Raw genomic sequence first — 25,421 nt, 5'->3', positions numbered from 1 at the left:
CTGTGTTGCATTCCCTGCAACGCTCATTGCGTATGACGCTTACTGCTGTCTAACATCCCAGCCAATGCAGGGTCAACGGTGCCGATGCCGTTGCCCGGGAGAGCAAGGGGCCCCACCATCGTGACCGCCTTCGACGTCGTAGCGCTCGGCGAGTCCATGGTCACGTTCCTGCCTTCCCGGCCCGGGCGCCTCGCCGACGTCCCCTCCTTCACCCGGGGGATCGGCGGCGCGGAGTCGAACGTCGCCTGCGTGCTCGCCGCCGCCGGCCACTCCGTGCAGTGGGTCAGCCGGGTCGGCGCCGACGGCTTCGGTGACCATCTCGTCGACGCGATCACCGCGTATGGCGTGGACACCTCCGCCGTACGAAGGGATCCCGCGCGTCCGACCGGCATCTACTTCCGTACGGCGGGCGACCGGGCGACCGACGCGCACGAGGTGGCGTACTACCGGGCCGGGTCGGCCGCCTCAGCGATGGCGGTGGACAACGTGGACCTGGACGCCGTCCGCGCGGGACGCGTGCTGCACCTGTCCGGGATCACCGCCGCGCTCTCCGCCGACTGCCTCGGCCTGATGCGCGCGCTCACCGCGCGCCGGCCCGGCCGCCCGCTGGTCTCCTTCGACGTCAACCACCGCCCCGGGCTGTGGCGCGACACAGCCGGACCGCGCGTCCTGCTCGACCTCGCGCGCGGCGCCGACATCGTGTTCGTCGGCGAGGACGAGGCGCGGGACGCCTGGGGGCTGCGCGGCGCAGGGGCGATCCGTGACGCGCTGCCGGAGCCGGACGTCCTGGTCGTCAAGTACGGCAAGGGCGGAGCCGTCATGTTCGACAGGGACGTCGAGGGGACCGAGGACGCGGACGGCACCGCCACGCTCGTCGGCGCCCTGCGCGTGGACGTCGTCGCGGCCGTCGGCGCCGGTGACGCCTTCGCCGCCGGTTTCCTCTCCGCGACCCTGCGCGGACTCCCCGCCAAGGACCGGCTCCGGCACGGCCACCTCATGGCCGCCGCCGCCCTCACCGTGCCGGGGGACCTCGCCGCGCCGCCCTCCCGCGACCACGCCGACCGGCTGGCCGCCCTGGACGACCAGGCGTGGGAGACACTTCGACTCGGCCCCGGCTGGACCGAAGCCGTCACGCGGGCCGACGAGGAGGTACGTACCCCATGAGCCAGACCGTCGACCGAGCGCTGAGCATCCTGCCGCTGCTCGCCGAGGGACCCGCCGACCTCGGGAAGGTCGCCGACCGGCTCGGCGTGCACAAGTCCACCGCGCTCCGCCTGCTGCGCACGCTCCACGAGCACGGGCTGGTCTACCGCCAGTCCGACCAGCGCTACCGCCTCGGCGCCCGCCTCTTCGCCCTCGCCCAGGAGGCGGTGGAGAACCTCGACATCCGGGAGATCGCCCACCCCCACCTCGTACGGCTGAACGAGCAGTGCGGGCACACCGTCCACCTCGCCGTCCACGAGGAGAACGAGGTCCTCTACATCGACAAGGTGGAGAGCCGGTACCCGGTCCGGATGTACTCGCGGATCGGCAAGCCCGTCGCCATCACCGTCGCGGCCGTCGCGAAGCTGCTCCTCGCCGACCTGCCCGAGGCCGAGCGTCGCGCGATCGCCGACAAGCTCGACTACCCCATGTACACGGCTCGTTCGATCCCGGGCGCCGCCGCCTTCCTCAAGGAACTGACGGCGGTGCGCGAACAGGGCTGGGCCACCGACCTCGGCGGCCACGAGGAGTCCATCAACTGCGTGGCCGCACCCATCCGCGGCGCCGACGGACGGGTCGTCGCCGCGATGTCCGTCTCCGCCCCGAACGTCGTCGTCACCGCCGACGAACTCCTCACCCTGCTCCCGCTGGTACGCCGTACGACGGACGCCATCAGCCGCGAGTACTCCGGCAAGTCGCACGACTTGGAAGCCCCGAAGGAATGAGCACGGCATGACTGAGAAGACCGAGAAGATCGCCCTCACCCCGAAGACCCACACCACCCCGCCCGCCAAGTTCTCGCACGGCGTGAAGAAGGGGAACATCCTCCAGGTCGCCGGACAGGTCGGCTTCCTCCCGGCCGTCGAGGGCCAGTCGCCCACGCCCGCGGGACCCGGCCTGCGCGAGCAGACCCTCCAGACCCTCGCCAACGTCAAGGCGATCCTCGAAGAGGGCGGCGCGAGCTGGGACGACGCGGTGATGATCCGCGTCTACCTCACCGACGTCGACCACTTCGCCGAACTGAACGGCATCTACAACACCTACTTCGAGGAGCAGGGCCTCACCGCGCCCCCCGCCGCCCGCACGACGGTCTACGTAGGTCTGCCGGCCGGACTCCTCATCGAGATCGACGCGCTGGCCGTACTCGGCTGACGTCTCTCTCCACACAACTCCCGCACCCCGTACGCCATCACGGTGCGGCGCCCGTCACCCCGTGGGCGCCGTGCCGCGATCCCCCACGCCCTGAAAGCACCATGCACTTAAGAAGAGGTCCCCCTTGCTCTCGTACCCGCTCGCAGCAACGCCCCCCGCCCCCGAGACCCCACCTCACACCGGCGGTCTGCTCCTCCTCGTCGACGGCACCGCCGGGCTGCTCACGGTCGCCGCCCTCGGCATCGCCCTCCTGCTCGTCCTGATCATCAAGCTCAGGCTCCAGCCCTTCGTGGCGCTGCTCGCCGTCTCCATAGCCGTCGGCCTGGCGGCCGGTCTTTCGGTGACGGAACTCTTCGGCACGGTCCAGCGGTCCACGGCCGTCTCGGTCATCGAGTCCGGCATGGGCGGCATCCTCGGCCATGTCGCGATCATCATCGGCCTGGGCACCATGCTCGGCGCGATCCTCGAAGTCAGCGGCGGCGCCGAGGTGTTGGCCTCCCGGCTGCTGAACCTCTTCGGTGAGAAGCGGGCCCCACTGGCCATGGGCCTGACCGGCCTGATCTTCGGCATCCCGGTCTTCTTCGACGTCGGCATCTTCGTCCTCGCACCGATCGTGTACGCCGCCGCCAAGCGCTCCGGCAAATCGATCCTGCTGTACTGCCTGCCGCTGCTCGCCGGCCTGTCCGTGACACATGCGTTCCTGCCGCCGCACCCGGGTCCGGTGGCCGCCGCCGGACTCCTGCACGTGGATCTCGGCTGGGTCATCCTCATGGGCGTGATCTGCGGACTTCCCGCCGTGGCCGCCGCCTGGGTCTACGCCGCCTGGATCGGCAAGCGGATCTTCGTCGCCGTACCGCAGGACATGGTCGAGGCCGCCGCGGAGGCGAAGCTGGCCGTGCGGGAGGAGCAGCGGGCGTCGGGTGTCGAGCCGCGCGAGAGCCCGGTACCGTTCGGCACGGTCCTCGGCATCATCGGTACGCCGCTGGTGCTGATCCTGGCGGCGACGTTCTCCTCGATCGCGCTCGACCCCTCGACCCTCCGTTCCGTGATCGAGTTCTTCGGCAGCCCCTTCGTCGCCCTCACCATCGCCCTGCTGCTCGCGTACTACCTGCTCGGCATCCGGCGCGGCTGGTCCCGCAAGTCTCTTGAGACGGTGTCGACCTCGTCGCTCAAGCCGGTCGGCAACATCCTGCTGGTGGTCGGCGCAGGCGGGATCTTCGGCGCCGTACTGAAGGCCAGCGGGGTCGCCCAGGCACTCTCGGACACCTTCAACGACGTCGGTCTGCCGGTGCTCGTCCTCGCCTACCTGATCTCGCTGGTCCTGCGCGTCGCCCAGGGCTCGGCGACCGTCGCCATCGTCACGACGGCCGGTATCGTCGCGCCGCTGCTCGCCGAGGGCGACCACTCCCAGGCCTTCGTCGCCCTCGTCATCATGGCGATCTCGGCGGGCTCGATCTTCGCCTCGCACGTCAACGACGGCGGCTTCTGGATGGTGGCGAAGTACTTCGGCATCAGCGAGCGGGACACCCTCAAGTCCTGGACGGTTCTGGAGTCCGTGCTGTCGGTCGCCGGGTTCGCGGTGGCGGCGGTGCTGAGCCTTTTCGTATAACGGCCGGTTTGTCATAACGGCCGTGCAGCTATGTAGGGGCTGGCTGTTCCTGACACAGGATCGTCGACCATACTGCCCGCTGTGGAGCAGCGCATAGGTTCGAAGAGCCAGCCCCTGGATGCCGCCGCGGTCGACCCGGCGTACATCCCCGGGCTCACGGCACCCGTGCCCGCGGAACCGGACGCGAAAGCGGACGCCGAAGACGCGGAGGTCGAGGACTCGGAGGTCGAGGACGCCGACGTCGAGGCGACCGAGACGGCCGAGGACGCAGAGGCTGAGGAGGTCGCCTCCGAGGAGGCGGTTTCCGAGGAAGCCGCCGGCGACGACGAGGAAGCCGCCGACGACGAGGACGGCGACGAGGACGAGACCGAGGCTTCCGACGAAGCCGAGGAGGCCGCGGCGGACGCCGACGGTCCCGTCTTCGAGGCCTCCGACCGGCGCGCCTCGATCAGGGCCGATCACAGCGGCGTACAGCTGCGCCTGGACGACCAGCAGGCGGAGTTCCGCTGGGAGGAGATCGGCGCGGTCGAGACGGAGTCGCCCCGCTTCGGGAAGCGGTTCACCATCACGGTGCACACGCCGGACCGCCGCTGGTACCCGATCGAGATCGAGGCGTCGGCCCGGGCACGCTTCAAGGAGTGGGAGGACCAGCTCGACGCCGTCCTCGACGCCTACTTCGAGGAGGATGTCGAGGAAGACGTCGAGGCGGATGTCGAGGCGGACGACGAGGACAGCACCTCGTAAAGGGGCGCGGGGAACTGCGCGGCCGGCTACGTACGGCCCGCAGTTCCCCGCTCACCTGTCCTCAGCTCACCGGCGGAGAGTTCACGCGCAGTACTGCGCCTCTTTCCCGATCGAGCGGTACATGCAGTCGGCGTTCTCCAGGAGTTGCAGCACCGCGTCCCGGTTGCGGGACGTCTCCCGGACGATGACCTCGTCGGGCGGGTAGAAGCCGCCGCCGGAGCTGGATGTCGGGTACATCTCGAAGGTGTACGAGAAGATCTTCTGGTTGCCCCACAGCCAGTCGTCGATCGAGCCGTCGGTGATGTAGAGATCACTGGCCTGCTCGGCCGTGTAGCCGTTGCTGGCGGCCATCTTCCCGCCGACCGCGGCGAAGGCGTTGCGGTCGTCCAGCGTCATACCGGTCGCGGTGTTGGCGGTCGTGTAGCCGTAGGGCCACAGCACCAGTTCGCTGTACGTGTGGAAGTCGATGCCCGCCTTGATCTGCTGGGCGCCGCCGACGACCCGGCTGCGCACGAAGTTGGCGACCACCTTGACCTCGGGGGCGGACTCGGCCGACGTACCGCGGTAGGTCTCCGAAGAGGTCGTCCCGGAGGAGCCGCCGCAGCAGCCGAACTGGTAGGCCCAGTTGCGGTTCAGGTCCGTACCGACGTACGACGAACCGGTGTTGGGCTGGCGGTTCTTGCGCCACGAGCGGTACGCGCCGGTCGCGATGTCGTACTCGCCGCCGTCCGGGTTGAGGTCCGGGATGATCCAGATCTCGCGGGAGTTGACCAGACTTGAGACACGGGAGTCCGTGGCGTACTTGGAGGTCAGCTCCTTCAGCAGATAGAGCGCCATCTCGACGGTGAGGTGCTCGCGGGCGTGCTGGTGGTGGGTGAACAGCACCTCGGGCTCGGCCTCGTCCGTGGCGACGTTGTCGCTGATCTTGAGGGCGACGATGTTCCGGCCCTGGTACGTGGTGCCGATGACGCGCTGGCTCACGAGGCTCGGGTAGGCGGCGACGACGGAGCTGATGTCGGTCGTCATCTCCGCGTAGTTGTGGTACGTCGAGTCGGCCGTGGGGAAGTCGAGGATCCCCACGTCGGCCGCGCTCGAACGGTCCGGCGCCGAGCCGAGCAGTGAGACCTCGTAGCCCTGCGAGCGCAGCTTCTTGATCTGGTCCGCGCGGCCCGAGACGACGACGGTCTCCGAGTCGGCCTCGTCCACGGTCACGCCGGCCTGCTGGATCGCCGTCCGGGACTTGGAGTCCGAGTGCATGTGCACCTCGTACTGGCGGACGGGGTCCGTCTCGGCCGCGGGGGCCTTCGCCCCGTCGGCGGTGGCGTTGGTGGCCGTGGCCATGAGAGGGGCCGCGAGCGCGAGCGCCACCAGGGTGGCGAAGGCGGCGGTACGGCGACGGCGTCTGCTTCCCGTGCCGGTGCCGCTGCCGCGAATGCGAAGTCGCATGAAATCTCCTTGTTTCTCCGGGCGCTCCGGGATCTCCGGAACGAGGGGAGTGGAGCGGTGGGGGGTGGATCAGTGCGACGTGCTGGTGCGGGTGTGGCGCTCATCGTGGAGGTCTGGCATGGTCAGGTCAAGTATTCCCCAAGGGTTGGTGGCGGGAATCGGCCGAAATTCAGCCGGACAGGTGTATCCGAGGCTCTTACGAAGCGCCGGACCGGACAGATGTATCCGCGCTCTTACGAAGCCGGCGCGATGGCGAAGGTCAGGCCCCCGACGCTCAACCGCGAGGTCATGGACCGACTGGTACCAGAGGCTCAACCGCGATCTGGCAGCCGGGATCATCGGCGAGACGGCGGCGGGCCGCATCAACTCCGCCGAGGCGATCGAACAGATCCAACGCGCCGCGGACGGCCCTAAGGTCAGGAAATACCGCCACCCGTGACCTGAACAGGGGTGCCGTGCCTGGGAGTTCCCACGGCGGCCGGTCCCAGTAGGAGAGTCTCAGCCGGCCGTCAGCCACTTCGAGCTCGTGGCGATCGCCTTCAACTGCTCGATCGTGACCGCCGGAGCCGCACGCGTCGCTCTCCTGACCGCCGGAGTCGAACGCGCTGACCACCACACGCCTGCGCGCAGTCCCACAGCGGGACCCGGCGACACCGTCCACGACGGCGGGGTCGTGCAGCGGTCCTCCCATTGACCTGCTCTCCCTGCTGAAGCGGGGAGATTCTGGCCTTCCGGTCCGGTGCTGTGCCGTTACGCGGCAGGGGCTCCGGGTCGGATTCCGTGGCTTCCTGCTTCTTCGCGCTGTGCCACAACTGTGGATTGTGGTCTTGTCTGCGCTCGACAGGCTGTCGCCGCCAGTCCGGCGGCCGACCGGGAGTTGGGACGCGTATTCGAGATCACCCCATGGTGTAGCACGCGGCATGAAGCCGCCTCGCTGTGCCTAGGGTTGATGGTCATGAGGTCAGACTTCGGACTGGGCGCCGCCGTGGTGGCGACCGTCCTCCTCGCCGTTCCCCAGCCGGTTGCGGCCGCGGATCCCGCGCACCGGGCGGCCCCGGCCGGGTGCGCCGAGGGCGGTGAGGATTCCCGGGACCGCTCCTCCGTCCACGAGGGGGAGATCCGCTGGAAGGACGAGACCGGGTTCGACGACGCGCTCGCCCGGGCGAACAGGGTCTGGTCCACCGACGGGCTCGCCCAGGTCCGGATCAGGTCCGCCGCCTCGAACTCGGCCGCCGACCTGCGCTGGCGCGACGTGAACCGGACCGGGCCGGGTTGGAAGAACGTCTACGGCAAGTGGTCGTCGGGGCCGGGAGCCGACACCGTCCACCTCAACCGGGCCTACCTGGGCGACGGCAGGCGGCGGGGCGACACCAGGGCCCGCCGGGTGGTGGCCGCCCACGAGCTGGGCCACGCCCTCGGCTTCTGCCACAAGTCGGCCGACCGGTACGCGACGTTGATGGACGCGGACTTCGGGCGCCTCCCCGAGGACGGCAGGCCGACGAAGGGTGACCGCCGGAACTATCACCGCCTCTGGGGCTGACGGAATGCGGAGAGCCCGTACCGCCGCTGCCTCGGCCGTCGTCGCGCTGGCCCTGGCCGGTGGCGGCTGGACCGGCGGCCAGAACGTCAACAGGGCGACGGGGCCGACGGGGTCGGTGGGAACGGGGTCGGCAGGACCGGCGGGGTCGGCGGAATCCCTCACCCGCTATGACCCCGCCGACCCCCGCCAGGTCGCCGCCACCGCCGACGATGTCTTCATCGCCGACGTCCTCGACACCGCGGGCCGCAGGACCATCGACGAGATCGACTGGGACCTCTACCGGGTCCGGGTCGGCGAAAGAAGGAAAGGTGACCGCACGGGCACGGTGCAGGTGGCCGTGGAACACGGCGGCCCCCCGCTGAAGGCCGGCGCCACCTACCTCTTCGCGACCAACCGCTTCCCGCACCCCGCCGACGGCAACGGCCAGGTGGCCGAGACGACGCCGAGGGCCGCACCCCCGTAAGGAGTGCGGCCCACTGGAGGAAACGGAGGTACTACGGCAGTGCGTGGACCTTCGGCCCCACCGAGTTGGACCAGGCGTTGCCCGCCGTGGCGTCCCAGTTCGTCGACCAGGTCATCGCGCCGCGCAGGTCCGGGTAGGTCTTCGACGGCTTGAACGTGCCGCAGTTGGTGCCCACGGTGAGGCAGTCGAGGGCGTTGTTCACGATCGTCGGGGAGACGTAGCCGCTGCCCGCGCCGCTGGTGGAGGCGGGAAGGCCGAGGCCCACCTGGGACGCGGCGAGGCCGCCCTGCAACTGGATGCAGGCGAGCGCGGTCAGGAAGTTCACCGTGCCCTGCGAGTACACCTGGCCGTCGCAGCCGAGCATCGAACCGCTGTTGTAGTACTGCATGTTGACGACGGTGAGGATGTCCTTGATGTTCAGCGCCGTCTGGAAGTAGGTGTTGGACGTGGACTGCATGTCGATCGTCTGCGGCGCCATCGTGATGATCAGCGACGAGCCCGCCTTGCTGGAGAGGGACCGCAGCGCCTGCGTCATGTACGTCGCGTTGAGACCGTTCTCCAGGTCGATGTCGACGCCGTCGAAGCCGTACGTCGTCATCAGGGAGTAGACGGAGTTGGCGAAGTTCGTCGCGGACGTCGAGTTGTTCACGGACACCGTGCCGGTCTCGCCGCCGATGGAGATGATGACCTTCTTGCCCGCCGCCTTCTTGGCCGCGATGTCCGCCTTGAACTGGTCGACGGTGTAGCCGCCGAGCCCGGCCGAGTCGAGGCTGAAGGTCACCGCGCCCGGTGTCGTGGTGGCGGAGGCGAAGGCGACCGCGATGATGTCGTACTGGGCCTGGACGGCGGAGATCTTCTGGACCGTCGCGCCGTTGTTGAAGTTCTGCCAGTAACCCGTCACGGCGTGCTTCGGCAGCGTGCTGCCACCGCCGCTGCCGGACGCGGTCGTCGTGCCCGTGACCGTCGCCGACTTCGCCGACTCACCGGCCGAGTTCGTCGCCGTGACCTGGAAGGTGTACGAGGTCGAGGCGGCCAGCGAGGAGACGGTCGCCGAGGTCCCCGTCACCGACTGGACCTTCGTGGCGCCCTGGTAGACGTTGTAGCCGGTCGCGCCCGACACCGTGTTCCAGGCGAGGGAGACGGAGGACGACGAGGTGGAGGAGACGGCCAGACCGGCCGGGGCCGCCGGGATGGTCGGCGCCGGGTCGCTGCCACCGCCGCCGTCGGGACCGAACACCGAGATGTCGTCGGCGTAGTAGGGGGCCTGTCCGTACCAGCCGTTCGTGTAGGCCGTCACCGAGGTCGTCGAGGCGCCGGTGGTGAAGGTGGTCGTCAGCTGCTTCCAGGCGGCGGAGTCGGGCGTCCAGGTCGACACGTCCGTCGTACCCGTGCCGGTCACCCCGAGGTAGGTGTAGCCGCCCTGCACCCAGGCGCTCAGCGTGTACGTCGAGTTGGGCTTCACGGCGACGGCCTGCGTGCACTTGGCGTTGTCCTGGCCGGCCGGCGTGCCCTTCAGTGCGGCCGCCCCGCCGTGCACCGGAGAGGAGACGGTCGAACCGCTGCCCGCGGTACACGTCCAGTTGGCCAGGCCCGACTCGTAGCCGGCGTTCTTGACGTTGTTGATGTCCGCGGCCGAGGCATCGGTGGCGAGGCCGGCGACGGTGAGGAAGGAAGCGGTGACGGCGGCGGCGAGGAGCCCCGCCCAAGTACGTCTGCGTCCGGGCATGCCAGGTACGCGGTCCACTGGGACCTCCGGTGAGGGGGACGGAATGGGGGAGAGCTGGGGAGGGCGTACGGAACGGTGGTCACCGTTGTTGGGGTCCAAGGTGGTCCAGACCAATTAGGTTGTCAAGACCTCTGGCGGCTGTTGGACCCCTCAACGCCCTTACCGGCACGCCGAGTTGTGGCATATGCGGCTCACTCTCCGTTGATCACGCCCGCACCTTCAGTGAGTTGATCTCGCGAAGTCGGTGTTGAGGGGGGCATGCCGTGGATAAGGTGCTGTTGCAGAAGGGCGTCACAGTGGCGATCCGTGGCCATATGTGACAGTCCATGGCGAAACAGGGGCGATCTGGGGCGGTGGTTGACCACTCCGCCGCAGTGAAGGGCCCGCCGCAGCGAACGGGGTGTGTGCAGCGTGCCGACCGCGATAGCCGTCACCAGTCCCGATCTGGTGCTCCCGCCGCACGACCGGCAGACCCCGCCCGCCGTCGTCCAGCCCCTCGACACCCTCGAAAGCTCCCTCCTGGGGATGCACGCGCTCATCGAGCAGCACGGGTACGTCATCTCGCTCTACCCCGCCTCGGTCTCCGACGCCGTGACGCAACGGCTGCGCACCGTCCGCTCCGTCCTGGAGAGCGACCGCATCGCGCTGCTCGGCATCGACCTCCCGCCGCTCGGAGTGGCGCTGCTGGCCCAGCAGTTGAGGCAGCTGTCGGTCTGCGACTTCAGTCCGGGCGTACTCGCCTCCGCCGCCCGCCTGCTCGCCCACTACATCTACGCCGGCGCGCTGCTCGGCTCGGTCACCAAGCTCGACCAGGTCCCGGTGTCCCTGAAGTCCCACGCCAAGTCGTGGGTGCCGGGCGCCCAGTTCGCCGTACTGGCCAATCCGCGGCCACAGCTCGTGCGGGTCGGCCAGGAGGAGCTCGCCGGGCCGGAGTTCGGCACCCGGCTGCTCGCCGCCGCAGGTCAGGCACCCTCCGACTGGGTCACCGCGACGCTCGCGCCCGCCTGGCGTGTGCAGGGCGTCGCGACCGTTCCGCTGCCGGAGGCATCGGCGCGCTGGTGGGGGACCGGGAAGCTCGTCGAGTTCGCCGCAGGGCTGTACGACGTGTCCGTGCTCTACCAGCTCGTGTCGTCCGTCCGGCGGGAGCAGTGCCACTGGTGCGGGCTCGAACTCATCGGTGACCGCTGCGGGTTCTGTGCGGCTCCACTGCCACCGCCGTCGTCCACGCCGCAGCCGGCGTCGTCACAGACCTCGCCGTCGCGGTCACTGTCCGCACCGGCATCGTCATCGGAGCTTCCGGCTGCCGCCGTACGGGCAGCCTCTTCTGTACGCGCCCTGCCCCCGGGCGCCACATAAGCACCACCGACCACCAGCAGATACGACCGCTCGACCACCAGCAGGTACGACCGCTCGACCAACACCAAGTACGACCGCTCGCCAACACCAGGTACGACCGCTCGACCCCGCCGTCTCCGCCCCACGATCGAGGTTGTCCGGATCATGAACTCACGCCAGCGCCGCGGCGTCATCCTGCTGGTCCTCTCGGCCCTGTGCGCCATGGGTGCCTTCGCCGGAGTGCTCTCGGTGATCCGTGACGTGAACTCCAAGGTCGGCCCGGAGGTGGCCGCGTACCGTCTGAAGGGCGACATCGCGCCCTACAAGGAGCTGTCGGCCGACCAGTTCGAGAAGGTCGAGATGCCCGAGCGGTGGCTGTCGTCCACGGCCGTCACCGACCTCTCCCAGATCCGCGGCAAGATCGCGGTCACCCAGCTGGAGAAGGGCTCCCTGCTCCAGACCGACATGATCGTGGACCGGCCCGCACTGGAGGCGGGCCAGCAGGAGATCGCGATCATGATCGACGCGTCGACGGGGGTCGCGGGCAAGATCAACCCGGGTTCACGGGTGAACATCTACGCCACCTTCAAGGCCGAGGGCGACACGAGCGTCAACCAGTCCAAGGTCATCGTCGAGAACGCCCGCGTCATCGACGTCGGCAAGCTCACCGCCCTCGACCCCGGCCAGTCCACCGCCGAGCGCAGCCGGACCGCCACCCAGGCCGTCCCCATCACCTTCGCCCTCGACACCGCGGACGCCCAACGCGTCGCGTTCGCCGAGTCCTTCGCCGAACACGTCCGCCTGGCCCTGGTGGCAGGCGGCTCGAACACTCCCGTCGCCCCCGGCGACCGCACATACACCCTCGACGAGGACAAGTAGGAGGCCGGGCATGACGACCAGGAGGCCGGGCATGACGAGGCCGGGTGTGACTGTTCAGGGCGTGACTGTTCCGGGCATGCCTCCGGCGGGGCGGCGCGGGGCGACGGCGGTGCCGGTTGTGATACCGGCGGGGCCGCGTGTGGCGGCCGCGGAGTTGGTTGTGGCAGTCGTGAGGCGGCGAGCGGTGGCCGGTAGGTCGCGTGTGGCGGCCGCTGTGTCGGCTGTGACGGTCGTGAGGCGGCGAGCGGTGGCCGGTAGGTCGCGTGCGGCGGCCGCGGAGTCGGCTGTGACGGTCGCGAGGTGGCGTACGACGACCGCCGAGTCGCCCGTGGTGATCGCGAAGCCGGTCGTGACGACCCGTAGGTGCGTCCGATGACCATCCGTATTCTCCCGGCCGTCGGGGACATCGACTCGGCTCGCGCGCTGACCACGCTGCTGAGTCAGCTCGCGGATGCCGAACCGGCCCCACCGGTCCCCGACTCGACCGCCCTGCTCGACACCCTCGCTCGGCTCGCCGGGGAGTCGCTGGACGAGCTGCCGGAGGTCGTCCTCGTCCACGAACGAATAGGTCCCGTCCCGGCCTTGGACCTGATCCGGGACCTGGTGATGCGCTTCCCGGTGGTCGGCATCGTCCTCATCACCGCCGACACCGGCAACGGCGTACTCACCGCGGCCATGGACTCCGGCGCCCGCGGCATTGTCGGACTGCCGCTGGGCTACGACTCCCTCGCGGAACGCGTCCAGGCGGCCGCCGCCTGGTCGCGCGGCATGCGCCGCCATCTGGTCAGCGGTACGCCGGAGTTGTACGCGGGGCCCGGCGGCACCCTCGTCACGGTGACCGGCGCCAAGGGCGGCGTCGGCGCGACGGTGACGGCCGTCCAACTCGCCCTCGCCGCGCGGGCGTCGGGCCGCGACGTGGCCCTGGTCGACCTGGACCTCCAGTCCGGCGACGTGGCCTCCTACCTCGACGTCCAGTTCCGCAGGTCGGTCGCCGACCTCGCCGGCATCAGCGACATCAATCCCCGGGTGCTCCAGGACGCCGTCTACACCCACGACACCGGCCTCGGCCTGCTCCTCGCCCCCTCCGAGGGCGAACGCGGTGAAGAGGTCACCGACCGGGTGGCCCGCCAGGTCCTCGCCACCCTGCGCTCCCGCAACGACGTCGTGATCGTCGACTGCGGCTCCCAGCTGAACTCCGCGACCGCGGCCGCCATCGAGATGGCGGACCACGCCCTGCTGCTGGTCACCCCCGACGTCATCGCCGTACGCGCCGCCAAACGCATGATCCGCATGTGGGACCGCCTCCAGATCCGCAAGGCCGAGGAGACGACGACCGTCGTCAACCGCTTCGCTCGCGGTACGGAGATCCAGCCGTCCCTCGTCGAGAAGGTCACCGGCACCAAGGTCGCCCGCTCCGCGATACCCGCCGCCTTCAAGGAACTCCAGTCCGTCGTCGACGCGGGCCGGCTCCAGGACCTGGACGCCCGCTCGACGGTGAAACAGGCCCTGTGGGCGCTCGCGGGTGAGCTGGGACTGGTGATCGCCCAGGAGGGCGGAGGCGGCGGCAGGCGACGCAAGGCACCGTCCTCGGACCGGGGCGCGCTGGCACTCCGGCGAAGGGGCGGCGACCGAGGCGCCGTGACCCTCGAATTCGCCGGGATGTTCCCGCTGTTGCTCGTCGTGATGACCATCCTCTGGCAGTGCGTGCTGTACGGCTACTCGTACTCCCTCGCCGGGAACGCGGCGGACGAGGCGGCTCGCGCGGCAACGGCGGCGTACGCCGTGAATGGCGATGTGGGCGGGGCGTGCCAGGCCGCGGGGAGTGAGCATCTGCCGGGGGCCTGGAGCGGCGCCGAGATCGGTTGCGCTCCGGCCGGCTCGCTGATGACGGCCAACGTCAGCGTCCAAGTGCCGCTCTTCTTCCCCGGGTTCGACGCGGGGTGGACCGTGAACGGAGAAGCGGGCGCGGCGCTGGAGGGGGAGGGCGGATGAGGATCTCCCAGGTCTCCCAGAGACTCAGGCGTCGGCTCCGAGGCCTGCGGCACCGGCTCCGCGACGACCGGGGCGTCTCCATCCTGGAGTTCACCGGCTTCCTGCCCATCCTGCTCGTCGTCGGGATGGCCGCCATCCAGCTGGGCCTGATCGGGTACGGCATCAACCAGGCCGGCACGGGGGCGCGAGCCGCGGCACGGGTCGCGTCGCAGGGAGGGGATGGCAACGCGGCCGGTCAGGCCGCCGTGAGCGGGTGGCTGGACCCGGACGTCTCGGCACCCGAGGGCCCTGACCTCACCACCGCCACCGTCACCGTCCAAGTCCCCGCAGTCATCCCGCTCTTCGACGACGTGACCGTGGTACGCCGCGCCACCATGCCCACCGACGACTGACCGCCCGTACGAGAGGAGCCGAATCCATGAGCCTGCGTTCCCGCATCGCCGCCCCCGACGAGGGGGGACCCGCCCGTGAGGACGGACACCTCGTCGCCCTGTACCGCACCAAACTGCTCGAAGAGATCGACCTCGCCGAGATGTCGAGCCTGGCGGCGGCCGAACGCCGACTGCGCCTGGAACGCGTACTCGGCCACATCATCAGCCGAGAGGGCCCGGTCCTCTCCTCCGCGGAACGCTCCCAGCTGATCCGCCGAGTCGTCGACGAGGCCCTCGGACTCGGCGTCCTGGAACCACTCCTCGCCGACGCGTCGATCACCGAGATCATGGTCAACGGCCCGGACTCGATCTTCGTGGAGCGAGCGGGACGAGTGGAGCAGCTCCCCCTCCGTTTCGCCTCGAACGAGCAGTTGATGCAGACGATCGAACGCATCGTCTCCACCGTCAACAGGCGGGTCGACGAGTCGAACCCCATGGTCGACGCACGCCTCCCCACCGGCGAGCGGGTCAACGTCATCATCCCCCCGCTCGCGCTCACCGGCCCGACCCTCACGATCCGCCGCTTCCCCCGCGCGTACACCCTCCCGGAGCTGATCGGCCTCGGCACCCTCGACGAGCAGATGCTGATGCTCCTCGCGGCGTTCGTCCGGGCCCGCTTCAACGTCATCGTCAGCGGCGGCACCGGCAGCGGCAAGACGACCCTGCTGAACGCCCTCTCCGGGCTCATCCCGTCCCACGAACGCATCATCACCATCGAGGACTCGGCGGAACTCCAGCTCCAGCAGGAGCACGTCATCCGCCTCGAATCCCGCCCCCCGAACGTGGAGGGCAAGGGCCAGGTCACCATCCGGGACCTGGTCCGCAACTCCCTCCGGATGCGCCCCGACCGCATCATCGTCGGTGAGGTCCGCGGCGGCGAGACACTCGACATGCTCCAGGCGATGTCGACGGGCCACGACGGCTCCCTCGCCACGGTCCACTCCAACTCCGCCGAGGACGCGTTGATGCGCCTGCAGACCCTCGGCTCGATGTCCGAGGTCCAGATCCCCTTCGAGGCGCTCAAGGACCAGATCAACTCGGCCGTCGAGGTCGTCGTGCAGCTCTCCCGGCACGCCGACGGCTCTCGCAAGGTCACGGAGATCGCGCTGCTCGTCTCGCACGGCCGCGAAGAGTTCCGTATCGCGCCCGTCACTCGTTTCATATCCCGTCCCGTCGGCCCCGACCGGGTAGTCCGCGGCTACTTCGAGCACCTCCCGCTCCCGCGCGCGGTCGCGGAGAAGCTGTACGTCGCGGGCGAACCGCTCCCGCCGGCCTTCGGCGTGACCGAGGCCCCCGTCGACGTACTGAACACAAGGCAGGCCATCGGATGACCCCCGGGCCGGAGAGTCGGACGCCCCCTATGCCGGGGAGGTGTGAGCCATGAACAGCCCCGCCCTGCTCGCCCTCGGCGCGACGGTCCTGTGCGGCACATTCGCCGTCGCGGGCGTCCACGCCTACGCCTCCGGACGCGCCCAGCGCCAGGCACTGGTCGACCGCCTCTCCGGCGCCGGCCCCCTGCGCACCGCGGCCGGCCGCGTACGCCGCTTCGCCGGCGTCGACCGGCGGCTGCGCCGCACCCGCATCGGCCGCGGTATCCACCTGCGGCTCTCGGCGACCGGACTCGACGTGACGGCGGGGGAGTTCTTCACGTACGTCACCGCCGTGGTCGTGGCGCTCTGGCTGATCGCGGCGGCGGCGCTGGCCCCCTTCTTCGGCCCGATCGCCGCCCTCATGGGTGTCTGGGGCGCCGCCGTCTTCCTCAACTGGCAGCGCCAGAAACGCATCGAGGCCTTCATCGGCCAACTCCCCGACGTGGCACGCCTGCTGGCCAACGCGACGGCGGCGGGACTCGCGCTGCGGACCGCCCTGGCGATGGCGGCGGAGGAGCTCGAAGCCCCGGCGGGCGAGGAACTCGCGCATGTGGCCGACCAGTTGACGATGGGCCGGACGGTCGAGGACGCCCTCGCCGAGCTCTCCGAACGCCTCCCTTCCCGCGAACTGATCGTGTTGGTGACGACCCTGGTGCTCGCCAACAAGGCGGGCGGCTCGGTCGTCAGCTCGCTGCGCAACCTCACCCAGACCCTGGAGGACCGCAAGGAGACCCGCCGCGAGGTCCGCACGATGCTCTCCGAGGTCAACGCCACCGCCTTCACGGTCCCGTTCCTGGGCATCGGCTCACTCGTGCTGATCAACTCCTCGAACGAAGGAGCCCTCGCCCGTGTCACCGGCTCCCCACTCGGCCAGGGCCTGGTCCTCCTCTCCCTGGGCCTCTACACCGTCGGCTTCTTCGTCATCCGCCGCCTCGGCAAGATCGACGTATGAGGAAGGGATGACCTTGCTGCCTCTGCTGCTTGCTCTCCTCATGGCCGCCTCGATCGCGGGCGTCCTGCTGGGCATCCGCATGATCCGGGCCGAGGCCAAACTGCCCTCCGACCTCGTGCTCGCCCTTGAGGTCGGCGGAACCCGCGTCTCCAAGGCGGACTCGGCCGTCGACCGTCTCGGCATGCGCTTCGCCCCCATGGTCCTGCGACTGATGGGCCCCCGCCGCGTCGACGCCAAACGCCGCCGCATCGACATGGCGGGCAACCCCGGCGGCCTGACCCTCAACCGCTACGCGGCCCGCCGGGCGGTGTACGGCGTCTTCGGCGTCGTACTCGGCCTCGTCTTCCTCTCCAACGGCCAACTCCTCTTCGCCGCCCTGACCCTGGCCTTCGGCTTGGTCGCCGCCGACGCCCTCATCTGGCAGGCCGTCCGCGAACGCAAGGAGGTCATCGACCGCACCCTTCCCGACTTCCTCGACGTCCTCGCGGTCGTCGTCTCGGCGGGCCTCGGCTTCCGCCAGGCACTGGACCGCGTCGCCGAGAAATACGAGGGCCCCTGGGCGGACGAACTGCGCATCACGCTCCGCCAGATGGACGTGGGCGTCAGCCGCCGCCAGGCCTTCGACGAACTGCGCAGGCGCAACTCCTCCGAGCAGGTCGCCCAGTTCGTCTCCGCGCTGCAGCAGGGCGAGGAACTCGGCTCCCCGATCGCCGACACCCTCATCCAGCTCGCCAACGACATGCGCCGGACCGACGCCCAGAACGCCCGCCGCCGCGCCGCGAAAACCATCCCCAAGGCGACCATGGTCACCCTCGTCTTCATGCTCCCCGCGACCATGATCCTCATCGCCACAGGCATGTTCCTCGGCTCGGGCACCGACTTCGGCTCGATCCTGGGCCGCTGATGACCACCCGCCGACTGACTTCGCTGTGGGCCGTGCGCGCCGGGGGCCGTCGCAGCCGTCATAGCTGTGGGCATGCGTGCCGCCAAGGGCGGCACCCGTCCCAGAGCGAGCGGCACCTCGCCGGCGCCGAGCAGCGCACCCAACCCGCGGTCCACCAGCACGCCGGGCACGAGAAGGACGGGGCGAGCACCAGTACACGTCGGCCCCCCGGCGCCGAGCACCCGGCGGTCGACGCAAGCTGGCCCAAGGCTGACGCCGGCTACCTCGCGGACGACGCCCCCGCCCCCGGCAGCATCCGCCTCCAACTGAACGCCCTACAGGCCCTCTGCCGCCAGGCCTTCGCCGTACGCCTCGCAGCCATCGCGATAGGCGCCCCCGTCGCGATGGCCAACGCGACAGACGGCCCACCCCGCTACGCCGTACTCGCCGCGGCGGTCCTCGGCGTCATGGGCTCGTACGCCATGCTCCGCGACTGGGACCGCTTCGGCCCCCGCCTCCTGGCCCACCCCACCCTCATGGCCGTGGACCTCGCCTTCGGCGCGATCCTCCTCCTGACCGCGTCCCCGGCCTCCCCCCTCGCCTACGCGACGGTCTGCACCCCGCTCCTGGCAGGCCTCCTGTACGGCTGGCGCGGCTCGGGAGTCTTCACCGGCCTGCAACTGATCGTCCTGCTCACCGTGTACAGGGCCTGGGCACACCACCCGGGAACAGGTGCCAACACCCTCCTCATCGCGGGCTTCTGCGTCGGCGCCGGCATCATCGGCGTCACCCTCCGCAACCTGATGTTCCGCTTCGGCGCGGCCAGCGAGGCACTGTCGGAGGCGACCTCCCGCCTGGCCGTGGCGGAAGCCGTGGAGTCCGAACGAGCCCGCCTGGCACGCGAGATGCACGACTCCGTCGCGAAGACCCTCCACGGCCTGGCGTTGGCGGCGGAGGCGCTGGCGGCAGCGGCAGAGGCCTCGGGCAGCACCGACGCCTCGGACCCGTCGGACCCGAAGGCGCTCAACGCACTTGACGGGCTCAAGGCACTCAAAGGCCAGGCGACGACGGTGGCGGGTGCGGCGCGCAGAGCGGCGGCGGAGTCACGCGCACTCCTCTCGGACCTGCGCCATCACACGGACCTCGTCTCCGAACTGATTCTCCGCACAGCGGACTTCGAGTCGCACACGCACATCAGAACCTCCCTGAACCACAAGGGCGGCCGCTGCCCGTCCCTCCCCGACACCACGGCCCACCATGTCCTGGCGATCGTGTCCGAGGCCCTGGAGAACACCCACCGCCACGCGGGCGCGAAGCGGGTCACGATCGAACTGGAAGCCTCCGACACCGCCCTCACAGTCCGCGTCCAGGACGACGGACGAGGCCTTCCGGGCGCCACCACGCTCCAAGACGCAACGAAAACCGGCCACTTCGGCCTGCTGGGCATGACAGAACGGGCCGCCACCCTCAACGCCCGCATTCACCTGGGCCAGTCCCCACAGGGCGGCACAGAGGTAGCCGTAACGCTCCCTGTCACCCTCCCTGCTCCGCCCGGCGCTCCCCACCCCCCTCAACAGGAGGCCGCACATGCCTGACCAGGCAGTTCCCGGCCCGCCACCGCTACGCGTACTCGTGGCCGACGACAACCCGGTCGTCCGGGCCGGCCTCACCGCGCTGCTCGGCGGCCACCCGGACATCGAGGTCGTGGCGGCGGCGGCCGACGGCGACGAGGCCCTCACCCTCGCCGCCCACCTCACCCCGGACCTCGTACTCCTCGACGTCCGCATGCCCGGCACCGACGGCCTGACCGCCCTGCCGGGCCTGGCCCGTCTCGCCCCCGTGATGATGCTGACGTACAGCCGCGAACCCGAGGTCGTGGCCGAGGCCCTGCGCCGCGGCGCCACCGGCTACCTCGTCCACGGCGAGTTCACCGCCGCCGAACTGATCACAGCCGTACGGAACTTGAGGCACGCCACACCGACTTTCACGAATTCACTCGGTGTTTCCTACGAACCGAACAAAACTTCTTCGCATCTGCAACCATCTGTGGCACAGTCTTCAAAGGCTCGGCTCACATACGCGGCGGCTCTTCACCGCCGCATCCCCAACCGGCCCGACTTCGGCCTGAGTTCAAGGGAGGTGGAGGTAATGGACCTCATCGCAACCGGCATGAGCAACCGCCAGATCGCCGCCACCTGCTTCATCAGCGAGAAGACCGTCAAGAACCACATCAACCGTATCTTCGCAAAACTGCACAGTTCCTCGCGCAGCGAAGCGATCGCCCACTGGCTGGGCACCGCGCGCGAGGGGTGGACCCGGTGATTCCAAGACGGACGCCGGTACGGGGAAGTTGGGCCCATGGACCCACTCGCAGTAGGCGTGTTCTCACGTACGGTGCTCGGGTTGGTGTTGATGGCGTCGGCTGGGAAGGCAGAGACAATGAGCAGGTTCGAGACGTGGACGCGGACCGTTGCCTCCCGGATGCGGGGCGCGGAGCGAGACGCGGGGGCCGGGTTCGTGGAGTATGCGGGCCTGATGATCATTATTGCGGGGATTTTCACAATGATCGACGGGCTAGGCCTGGACGGCGCGATCTCTGGGGCAATCATGACTGCGGTCAACAACGTCATCGGCGGCGGCTGACCGCCGTACACCTGCGCAACGACCGAGGGCAGACCCTCCCCATCTACATCTGGCTGACGACGATCCTGCTCTTCGCCGCGTTGGCCTTCTTCGTGTTCGCCCAAGCAGCGTCCGCCCGCAATGGAGCTCAATCCGCGGCGGACGCTGCGGCGTTGGCGGCCGCGCAGGACGCGCGGGACGAGATAGTCGACGAATTGGGCGTAGCCATCGGCAAGGAGGACAACTGGCTGGACTGGCTCGACGGCGATCTCGACCCCGCGGGTGCTGGAGCGGCCGCCGCGGCCCAGCAGTTGGCCGCCGAAAACGACTCGACCCTTCAGGGCATCCAGTTCGTCACGGCGAACGGCTTTCCCGGGTTCGAAGCCGACATCCAGACCAACTACACGGTCGGTGACTCGATCATTCCCGGGACAGAGGGCATGCAGGCCAGCGCCGACGCCGTTGCCGTCATCCAGCCGCGGTGCGATTTCGATCTGGACGCGGATCCCGAGAATTCCGTCCAACTGGACTGTGACGGCGAGATCGTGGACATCGATCCCGGAGACTTCGATCCGATCGACCTTCCGGACGCGTCCGTGCTGTTCTCAGTGCATCTGGCCGAGTGAGAGGAAGTCGTACCGATGGGCATTCGGCACACCATGAAGGGCCGCAGGGCGCTGAGCGCGCTGGCGATCACGACTGGGCTGCTCCTCACGGTGGCCGGCTGCGGTGGGGGAGACGACGGGAACTCCGACGAGGGAGCCCCGACCTCGTCGGCTTCCACGACGAGCAGCAGCAGCGACGGTGGCAACTCGGAATCGAAGACGCCGGAGCCCGAAACGGTACTTGCCGAGGTCAAGGGTGAGAACGGTCTGGTGCTGGCGGTCACGTCCGCCAAGCGCGACGAGGGCGGGTTTGTGACAGTCGAGGGGACGGTCACGAACAACACGGGCGCCCTGTGGGTCGCGGCGGAATGGCGTGGCGACGAGAGTGAGTTGGCCAGGAACGGCGGTTCCATCGCCGGCGCCAGCCTCATCGACCAGAAGGGCAAGAAGAAGTACCTCATCCTCCGCGACACCTCCGGCCGCTGCCTGTGCACGCAGTTCACCGGCGGCGTACAACAGGGCGCGACCGCCCAGTGGTTCGCCCAGTTCCCCGCACCGCCCGTGGACACCACCGAAGTGGACTTCCAGGTCGGTGGAATGCCTCCCGCCTCCATCCAGCTCACCGAGGGCGAGTGACCATGGCCCTCCAATCCCGCACTGCCGCCTCGGCGTTCACCGCGCTCGCCGTACTGGCCGCCCTGAGCCTCACCGGGAGCCTGGCGCACGCCGATGACGAAGACCCCAGCGCTCCGCCGGGCAGTGTGACCACTTCACCGCCCCCCGAAATCGACGCCAACAGCCCCGGTCTGAAGCTCTCCGACGGCGGGACGCTCGCCCCCGCCAAGGTGCTGGACATCAAGTCCGTCGTAGAAGACCTCGGCGGCGAAGAGCGCCGCGAGGACACGAACTCGGACGTGACCTTCGCCCTGCAGGCCGAGGTCCTTTTCCCCAAGGACAGCTCGAAACTGAACCCGGAGGCCCGTTCCCGTATCCAGGCGATCGCGGACGAGATCAAGGCCCAGAACGCGACAACCGTCCGGGTCTTCGGCTTCACCGACAACCTCGGCTCGTACACCCACGGCCTCACCCTCTCCAAGAACCGCGCCGAAGTGGTCCACGACCAACTGGCCTCCTATCTCGGCTCGTTGGACGTGACCTTCGAGGTACGCGGCTACAGCGAGGACTACCCGATCGCCGACAACACCTCGGAACAGGGCCGCAGGAAGAACCGCCGGGTGGAGGTCACGTTCCCGAGGGGTGAGGCCGATGGGACCGGCGCGACCACCAGCAGCTGAGACGCCGAGAGGTCCAACGCGCCGTCCGTCTTCACACCCCCACGGCGCGGACCCTGTCCCCGCAGAGCTTGTTCATGTCGTCCGCGTCGGAAGTGATGATGATGCGAGGCCCTGCGTAGCCCAGGGCTGTCGCAGCCACGACTGAGTCGATCGCGTACTTGTGGCCGTGCAGGCCCGCGTTCCGCAGCAGGTCGATGGCGCGCCATGTGACGGCGTCCGTGACGGGGAGAACCTCCAGCCGCGAAACATGCCGGCGGAGGCGGTCCATGCGGACCTTCGAGTGCCATGCCTCGATAAGCGTCAGGTTGCTCACGGCGACGAGGGTGTCCTTGGCCTGTGCGGTACGGATCAATCCCGTGATGCGCGGGTCGTTGGCCATGAACCTGCCGAGTCCCTCGCTGTCGAGGAGTAGGACGCCGTTGCTCAACTGGCCTTGTGCGCGTGCCATTCGGGGCTCTTGTCCCCCTCGCCGGTCTCTGCCGACGGCTCGTTCGCAGCCAGCGTCTCGGCCTCGCGGAAGATCTCCGCGGCCCACTTCTGAATCTCGGGGGACGGCGAGCCGATCTCCGCTTCCTTCGTCCGGAGCAGCTCCTCCAGCAGATCGCGTTGTATCTGTCGCTCCACCGCTGCGCTGACATACGCCGAGAAGCCGCGCGCGCCCACCCGCTGCTTGACCGCCGCGATGCGGCCGGCGGGCATGGACACGCTGACCTTCTGGGCCGGTCCCTCGTCCTTGCCGTACTGCTCGATGTCGGTCATGTCGCCAGGCTAGCATCGAAGTAGTAAAGCAAGTAGCAATATGCCTCTCGGAGGGTGAGGAGGTGTTCGGGCCACTCGGCAGATCGCGCTGACCGCCACTGCGGTGCCGGGGTCTGGTCGTCACCGGTGGACCCGTCAGGCCGTGGATCGGCGACGAACGTGCCCTTGCGGTGCACGGTGACGATCAATCCGCTGTCGCGAAGCCCTTCCGGATGACCCGCCGTGCACCTGCCTGGGCTGCGGGGGTGCCCCCGCAGCCCGGGGTAACCCGTGCTCGCGAGGTCGGCCAGCCGATGCCCGCCACCCCCGGACGCACCTGAGCTCCCGGGGCCCGGTGGCCCATCCATAGTGGTAACGCGCCGGAGGAGGACCCGCCTCCGGCGAACATGTACGTCGGATGGCCTGCGGTTAACAGGTCGGCGGGGCTCTGGACCGGGAGACTCAGTGCACTCTGGCCACGGCTGCGGCGCGTTCTGGCCACTGTCGGCAATCGAATGGAGTGCCTTGAGCCACATGTGGCACACCATCTAGCTACGCGCCGCGTAGGACAAAGCTGCGTAAACCGATTGAGTTCGCCTGGCTAGTTGGTTCTCCTTGACGGAACTCGCCCTGGCGTCGTACATACCTCCTGGATAACTTTGGTTCGCTCATCACCCCCACCTCACCAGGAGTCCCGAGTGAACCGCCCCACCCGGCTCGTGACAGCAGCTCTCACCGCATCCGCGGCTCTGTTGCTGACCGCCTGCGGCTCGGGAGGAGGTGAGGGCAACTCGGACAAGATCGAGGGAGCGGACCAGGGCCCGAGCAGCAGCCCTGCCGTATCGGCTTCGGCGGCGTCCGATGCCGAGCGTCCGGAGATCACGCTCCCCACGTCCTTCCAGGTGACCTTCGACGGCTGGACGAACAGCGACGCGAAGCTGCAGGCCGTCATGGACGACGGCAAGGCGCGGCTCCTCGGAACCTACGCAGCGATCATCAAGCAGGATCCGCAGGCGGATGCGGTCACCTTCTACAACGAGGGCGCCGCGCTGACCAGCGCGCAGGAGTGGGTCAAGGGACTCGTGGACGAGGACTTGACGCTCATCGGTAAGGGGCAGGTGTTCGACCCGCAGGTGCGCATCAGCGCGGATGGCTCGGGCACGCTCTTCTACTGCGTGGACGAGGGCGAGGGGTCCACGAAGAACCTGAAGACCGGCGAGGTTACGGACACGCCGTCTGACGAGGCGTACGTGCTGTACCAGACCAAGTTGAGCAAGTCCGACGACGGTGTCTGGAGGACCACGACGGTCGAGTCGACCCGGGGTGGGTGCCAGTGAAGCGCCACATTCGTTCCGTAGTCGGCCTGGCCGCGGGGGCGTTGGCACTGGTTCTGCTCACGCCGTCTTCGGCGTTTGCCTGGGGTGATGACGACGGCGAGGGTACCGGAGAGCCGGGAGGGTCCTCGGGCAGCGACACCAGCGGCTCCGCCAGCGGTAAAGAGCTCATGGCGAACGTCTCGCAGTCCAGGATCACCATCACGCACTCCGGCGGAGGGACATCCACGGTATCCACCGGGGAGCTCGCGTCCGTCGACCCCAACTGGGAGCCTCCGGCCTGCTGGTACGAGCCGGTCATGACCCCGGAGCAGCTCAAGGCCGGTGTCGACCGGCTGAAGAAATCCACTGGGCTGGGCGCGGTGAACGCCCACCTCTTCTGGAACAGTGACCTATTCGTCGACCAGTACGAGACGGGCAAGGCCGAGGATGGCTACAAGAACTACAACCTCGGCGAGGACGGCTACTTCTGGCGCAGCGTCGTGCGCGAAGGTCATGAAGACGACATCGAGGCGTGGGACTGCGAGAGGGTCATGTTCTGGCAGGACGCCGGCACCGTTCCCGACGACCCCAACGCGCCCACTCCGGACGTCCTGGCTGCCTATGCGTACGACAAGATCCGCGTCCCGGATACGAAGGTCGAGATGAAGCCGGAGACCAGGTCCACGGTGAACCTGCCGACTTGGGCGTGGCTGGACAAGGGCACCTTCCAGGAGGTCAAGGTCCGCGCCGAGCTGCCCGGCACCGGTCTGTGGGCGGAGACCACCGCCAAGCCGATCGCCCTGCACCTGGAGCCCGGCACCGACGACGCCGAGACCTACTCTGCCTCAGGCAACTGCGAGATCGACGACGGCGGCTCCATCGGCACCCCGTACGCCGAGGGTGACGCTGACGAAACTCCGCCGTGCGGCATCAAGTACCTCCGTGCAAGCAGCGGGGAGCCGTACCAGCTCAAGACGTCGATCACCTGGGAGATCTCCTGGGAGGGTTCCGGCGGCTCGAAGGGCGACCTACCGAACGGCACTTTCGAGACCACTCAGGACATGGCAGTCCAGGAGATCCAGTCGATCAACCGGTGATCGTGAAGCCGTACCCTTGCCCC

26 protein-coding genes are annotated in these 25,421 nt (G+C 69.1%); 22 read left to right on the top strand and 4 right to left on the bottom strand.

Annotated features, from left to right (window positions below):
• Window positions 1-84: 84 nt before the first annotated feature.
• The 5 genes from ACFWP7_RS30125 to ACFWP7_RS30105 all read left to right on the top strand — a co-directional run bounded on the left by ACFWP7_RS30125 (window position 85) and on the right by ACFWP7_RS30105 (window position 4,708).
• Window positions 85-1,164 (top strand): sugar kinase, encoded by a 1,080-nt coding sequence (locus ACFWP7_RS30125; protein WP_384387582.1) that lies wholly within the window; start codon window positions 85-87, stop codon window positions 1,162-1,164.
• The gene (locus ACFWP7_RS30120) at window positions 1,161-1,928 is read left to right on the top strand and encodes an IclR family transcriptional regulator (RefSeq protein WP_384387579.1); all 768 of its coding nucleotides are present in this window, start codon (window positions 1,161-1,163) and stop codon (window positions 1,926-1,928) included. The genes ACFWP7_RS30125 and ACFWP7_RS30120 overlap by 4 nt, the downstream gene beginning before the upstream one ends.
• Before the next feature lie 7 nt (window positions 1,929-1,935).
• Window positions 1,936-2,355 carry a RidA family protein gene (locus tag ACFWP7_RS30115; protein WP_384387576.1) on the top strand — a complete coding sequence of 140 codons (420 nt, stop codon included), beginning with the start codon at window positions 1,936-1,938 and terminating at the stop codon, window positions 2,353-2,355.
• A gap of 124 nt (window positions 2,356-2,479) precedes the next feature.
• Window positions 2,480-3,964 (top strand): GntP family permease, encoded by a 1,485-nt coding sequence (locus tag ACFWP7_RS30110; protein WP_384387573.1) that lies wholly within the window; start codon window positions 2,480-2,482, stop codon window positions 3,962-3,964.
• Between the two features lie 81 nt (window positions 3,965-4,045).
• On the top strand, window positions 4,046-4,708 hold the full coding sequence (locus tag ACFWP7_RS30105) for a hypothetical protein (RefSeq protein WP_384387570.1): 663 nt from the start codon (window positions 4,046-4,048) through the stop codon (window positions 4,706-4,708).
• Between the two features lie 81 nt (window positions 4,709-4,789).
• Here ACFWP7_RS30105 and ACFWP7_RS30100 read toward each other — a convergent pair whose 3' ends face one another.
• On the bottom strand, window positions 4,790-6,154 hold the full coding sequence (locus ACFWP7_RS30100) for a M14 family metallopeptidase (RefSeq protein ID WP_384387567.1): 1,365 nt from the start codon (window positions 6,152-6,154) through the stop codon (window positions 4,790-4,792).
• A 955-nt stretch (window positions 6,155-7,109) separates the two neighbouring features.
• Here ACFWP7_RS30100 and ACFWP7_RS30095 point away from each other — a divergent pair.
• Window positions 7,110-7,694, top strand: coding sequence for a hypothetical protein (locus ACFWP7_RS30095; RefSeq protein WP_384387564.1), 585 nt, complete (start codon window positions 7,110-7,112; stop codon window positions 7,692-7,694).
• A gap of 4 nt (window positions 7,695-7,698) precedes the next feature.
• Window positions 7,699-8,157, top strand: a complete 459-nt coding sequence (locus tag ACFWP7_RS30090) for a hypothetical protein (RefSeq protein ID WP_384387561.1) — start codon at window positions 7,699-7,701, stop codon at window positions 8,155-8,157.
• Between the two features lie 31 nt (window positions 8,158-8,188).
• Here ACFWP7_RS30090 and ACFWP7_RS30085 read toward each other — a convergent pair whose 3' ends face one another.
• The gene (locus tag ACFWP7_RS30085) at window positions 8,189-9,883 is read right to left on the bottom strand and encodes a chitinase (RefSeq protein ID WP_384387559.1); all 1,695 of its coding nucleotides are present in this window, start codon (window positions 9,881-9,883) and stop codon (window positions 8,189-8,191) included.
• Between the two features lie 411 nt (window positions 9,884-10,294).
• Here ACFWP7_RS30085 and ACFWP7_RS30080 point away from each other — a divergent pair, with 411 nt between their 5' ends.
• The 13 genes from ACFWP7_RS30080 to ACFWP7_RS30020 all read left to right on the top strand — a co-directional run bounded on the left by ACFWP7_RS30080 (window position 10,295) and on the right by ACFWP7_RS30020 (window position 22,247).
• Window positions 10,295-11,239: a hypothetical protein gene (locus ACFWP7_RS30080; RefSeq protein ID WP_384387556.1), complete on the top strand. Its 945-nt coding sequence runs from the start codon at window positions 10,295-10,297 to the stop codon at window positions 11,237-11,239.
• Between the two features lie 144 nt (window positions 11,240-11,383).
• Complete coding sequence (cpaB, locus tag ACFWP7_RS30075; protein WP_384387553.1) at window positions 11,384-12,097, top strand: Flp pilus assembly protein CpaB; 714 nt, start codon at window positions 11,384-11,386, stop codon at window positions 12,095-12,097.
• Between the two features lie 372 nt (window positions 12,098-12,469).
• Entirely contained in the window at window positions 12,470-14,089 is a 1,620-nt protein-coding gene (locus tag ACFWP7_RS30070) for a CpaE family protein (RefSeq protein WP_384387550.1), read from the top strand.
• Window positions 14,086-14,481 (top strand): TadE/TadG family type IV pilus assembly protein, encoded by a 396-nt coding sequence (locus ACFWP7_RS30065; RefSeq protein ID WP_384387547.1) that lies wholly within the window; start codon window positions 14,086-14,088, stop codon window positions 14,479-14,481. Before ACFWP7_RS30070 ends, ACFWP7_RS30065 begins: the two co-directional genes overlap by 4 nt.
• Window positions 14,482-14,507: 26 nt before the next feature.
• Complete coding sequence (locus ACFWP7_RS30060) at window positions 14,508-15,851, top strand: CpaF family protein (RefSeq protein ID WP_384387544.1); 1,344 nt, start codon at window positions 14,508-14,510, stop codon at window positions 15,849-15,851.
• A 49-nt stretch (window positions 15,852-15,900) separates the two neighbouring features.
• Window positions 15,901-16,842 carry a type II secretion system F family protein gene (locus ACFWP7_RS30055; RefSeq protein WP_384387541.1) on the top strand — a complete coding sequence of 314 codons (942 nt, stop codon included), beginning with the start codon at window positions 15,901-15,903 and terminating at the stop codon, window positions 16,840-16,842.
• 7 nt (window positions 16,843-16,849) lie between these two features.
• Window positions 16,850-17,746 carry a DUF5936 domain-containing protein gene (locus ACFWP7_RS30050; RefSeq protein ID WP_384387538.1) on the top strand — a complete coding sequence of 299 codons (897 nt, stop codon included), beginning with the start codon at window positions 16,850-16,852 and terminating at the stop codon, window positions 17,744-17,746.
• On the top strand, window positions 17,746-19,320 hold the full coding sequence (locus tag ACFWP7_RS30045) for a sensor histidine kinase (RefSeq protein WP_384387535.1): 1,575 nt from the start codon (window positions 17,746-17,748) through the stop codon (window positions 19,318-19,320). The genes ACFWP7_RS30050 and ACFWP7_RS30045 overlap by 1 nt, the downstream gene beginning before the upstream one ends.
• On the top strand, window positions 19,313-20,047 hold the full coding sequence (locus ACFWP7_RS30040; RefSeq protein ID WP_384387533.1) for a response regulator: 735 nt from the start codon (window positions 19,313-19,315) through the stop codon (window positions 20,045-20,047). Before ACFWP7_RS30045 ends, ACFWP7_RS30040 begins: the two co-directional genes overlap by 8 nt.
• 36 nt (window positions 20,048-20,083) lie before the next feature.
• Window positions 20,084-20,368 carry a hypothetical protein gene (locus tag ACFWP7_RS30035; protein WP_384387652.1) on the top strand — a complete coding sequence of 95 codons (285 nt, stop codon included), beginning with the start codon at window positions 20,084-20,086 and terminating at the stop codon, window positions 20,366-20,368.
• Complete coding sequence (locus ACFWP7_RS30030) at window positions 20,365-20,973, top strand: pilus assembly protein TadG-related protein (RefSeq protein ID WP_384387646.1); 609 nt, start codon at window positions 20,365-20,367, stop codon at window positions 20,971-20,973. The genes ACFWP7_RS30035 and ACFWP7_RS30030 overlap by 4 nt, the downstream gene beginning before the upstream one ends.
• A 15-nt stretch (window positions 20,974-20,988) precedes the next feature.
• Window positions 20,989-21,588: a hypothetical protein gene (locus ACFWP7_RS30025; protein WP_384387530.1), complete on the top strand. Its 600-nt coding sequence runs from the start codon at window positions 20,989-20,991 to the stop codon at window positions 21,586-21,588.
• A gap of 2 nt (window positions 21,589-21,590) precedes the next feature.
• On the top strand, window positions 21,591-22,247 hold the full coding sequence (locus tag ACFWP7_RS30020; protein ID WP_384387527.1) for an OmpA family protein: 657 nt from the start codon (window positions 21,591-21,593) through the stop codon (window positions 22,245-22,247).
• 31 nt (window positions 22,248-22,278) lie between these two features.
• Here ACFWP7_RS30020 and ACFWP7_RS30015 read toward each other — a convergent pair whose 3' ends face one another.
• Window positions 22,279-22,695 (bottom strand): PIN domain-containing protein, encoded by a 417-nt coding sequence (locus tag ACFWP7_RS30015; protein WP_384387524.1) that lies wholly within the window; start codon window positions 22,693-22,695, stop codon window positions 22,279-22,281.
• Window positions 22,671-23,006 carry a hypothetical protein gene (locus tag ACFWP7_RS30010; RefSeq protein WP_384387522.1) on the bottom strand — a complete coding sequence of 112 codons (336 nt, stop codon included), beginning with the start codon at window positions 23,004-23,006 and terminating at the stop codon, window positions 22,671-22,673. The genes ACFWP7_RS30015 and ACFWP7_RS30010 overlap by 25 nt, the downstream gene beginning before the upstream one ends.
• A gap of 677 nt (window positions 23,007-23,683) precedes the next feature.
• Here ACFWP7_RS30010 and ACFWP7_RS30005 point away from each other — a divergent pair.
• Both ACFWP7_RS30005 and ACFWP7_RS30000 read left to right on the top strand, forming a co-directional pair.
• Window positions 23,684-24,322, top strand: a complete 639-nt coding sequence (locus ACFWP7_RS30005) for a hypothetical protein (protein WP_384387519.1) — start codon at window positions 23,684-23,686, stop codon at window positions 24,320-24,322.
• Window positions 24,313-25,398: a hypothetical protein gene (locus ACFWP7_RS30000; RefSeq protein ID WP_384387516.1), complete on the top strand. Its 1,086-nt coding sequence runs from the start codon at window positions 24,313-24,315 to the stop codon at window positions 25,396-25,398. The genes ACFWP7_RS30005 and ACFWP7_RS30000 overlap by 10 nt, the downstream gene beginning before the upstream one ends.
• Window positions 25,399-25,421 lie beyond the last annotated feature (23 nt).

The sequence above is a fragment of the Streptomyces sp. NPDC058470 genome, from assembly GCF_042721055.1.
Lineage (GTDB): Bacteria > Actinomycetota > Actinomycetes > Streptomycetales > Streptomycetaceae > Streptomyces.
This window is presented reverse-complemented; position numbering and strand designations above follow the sequence as displayed.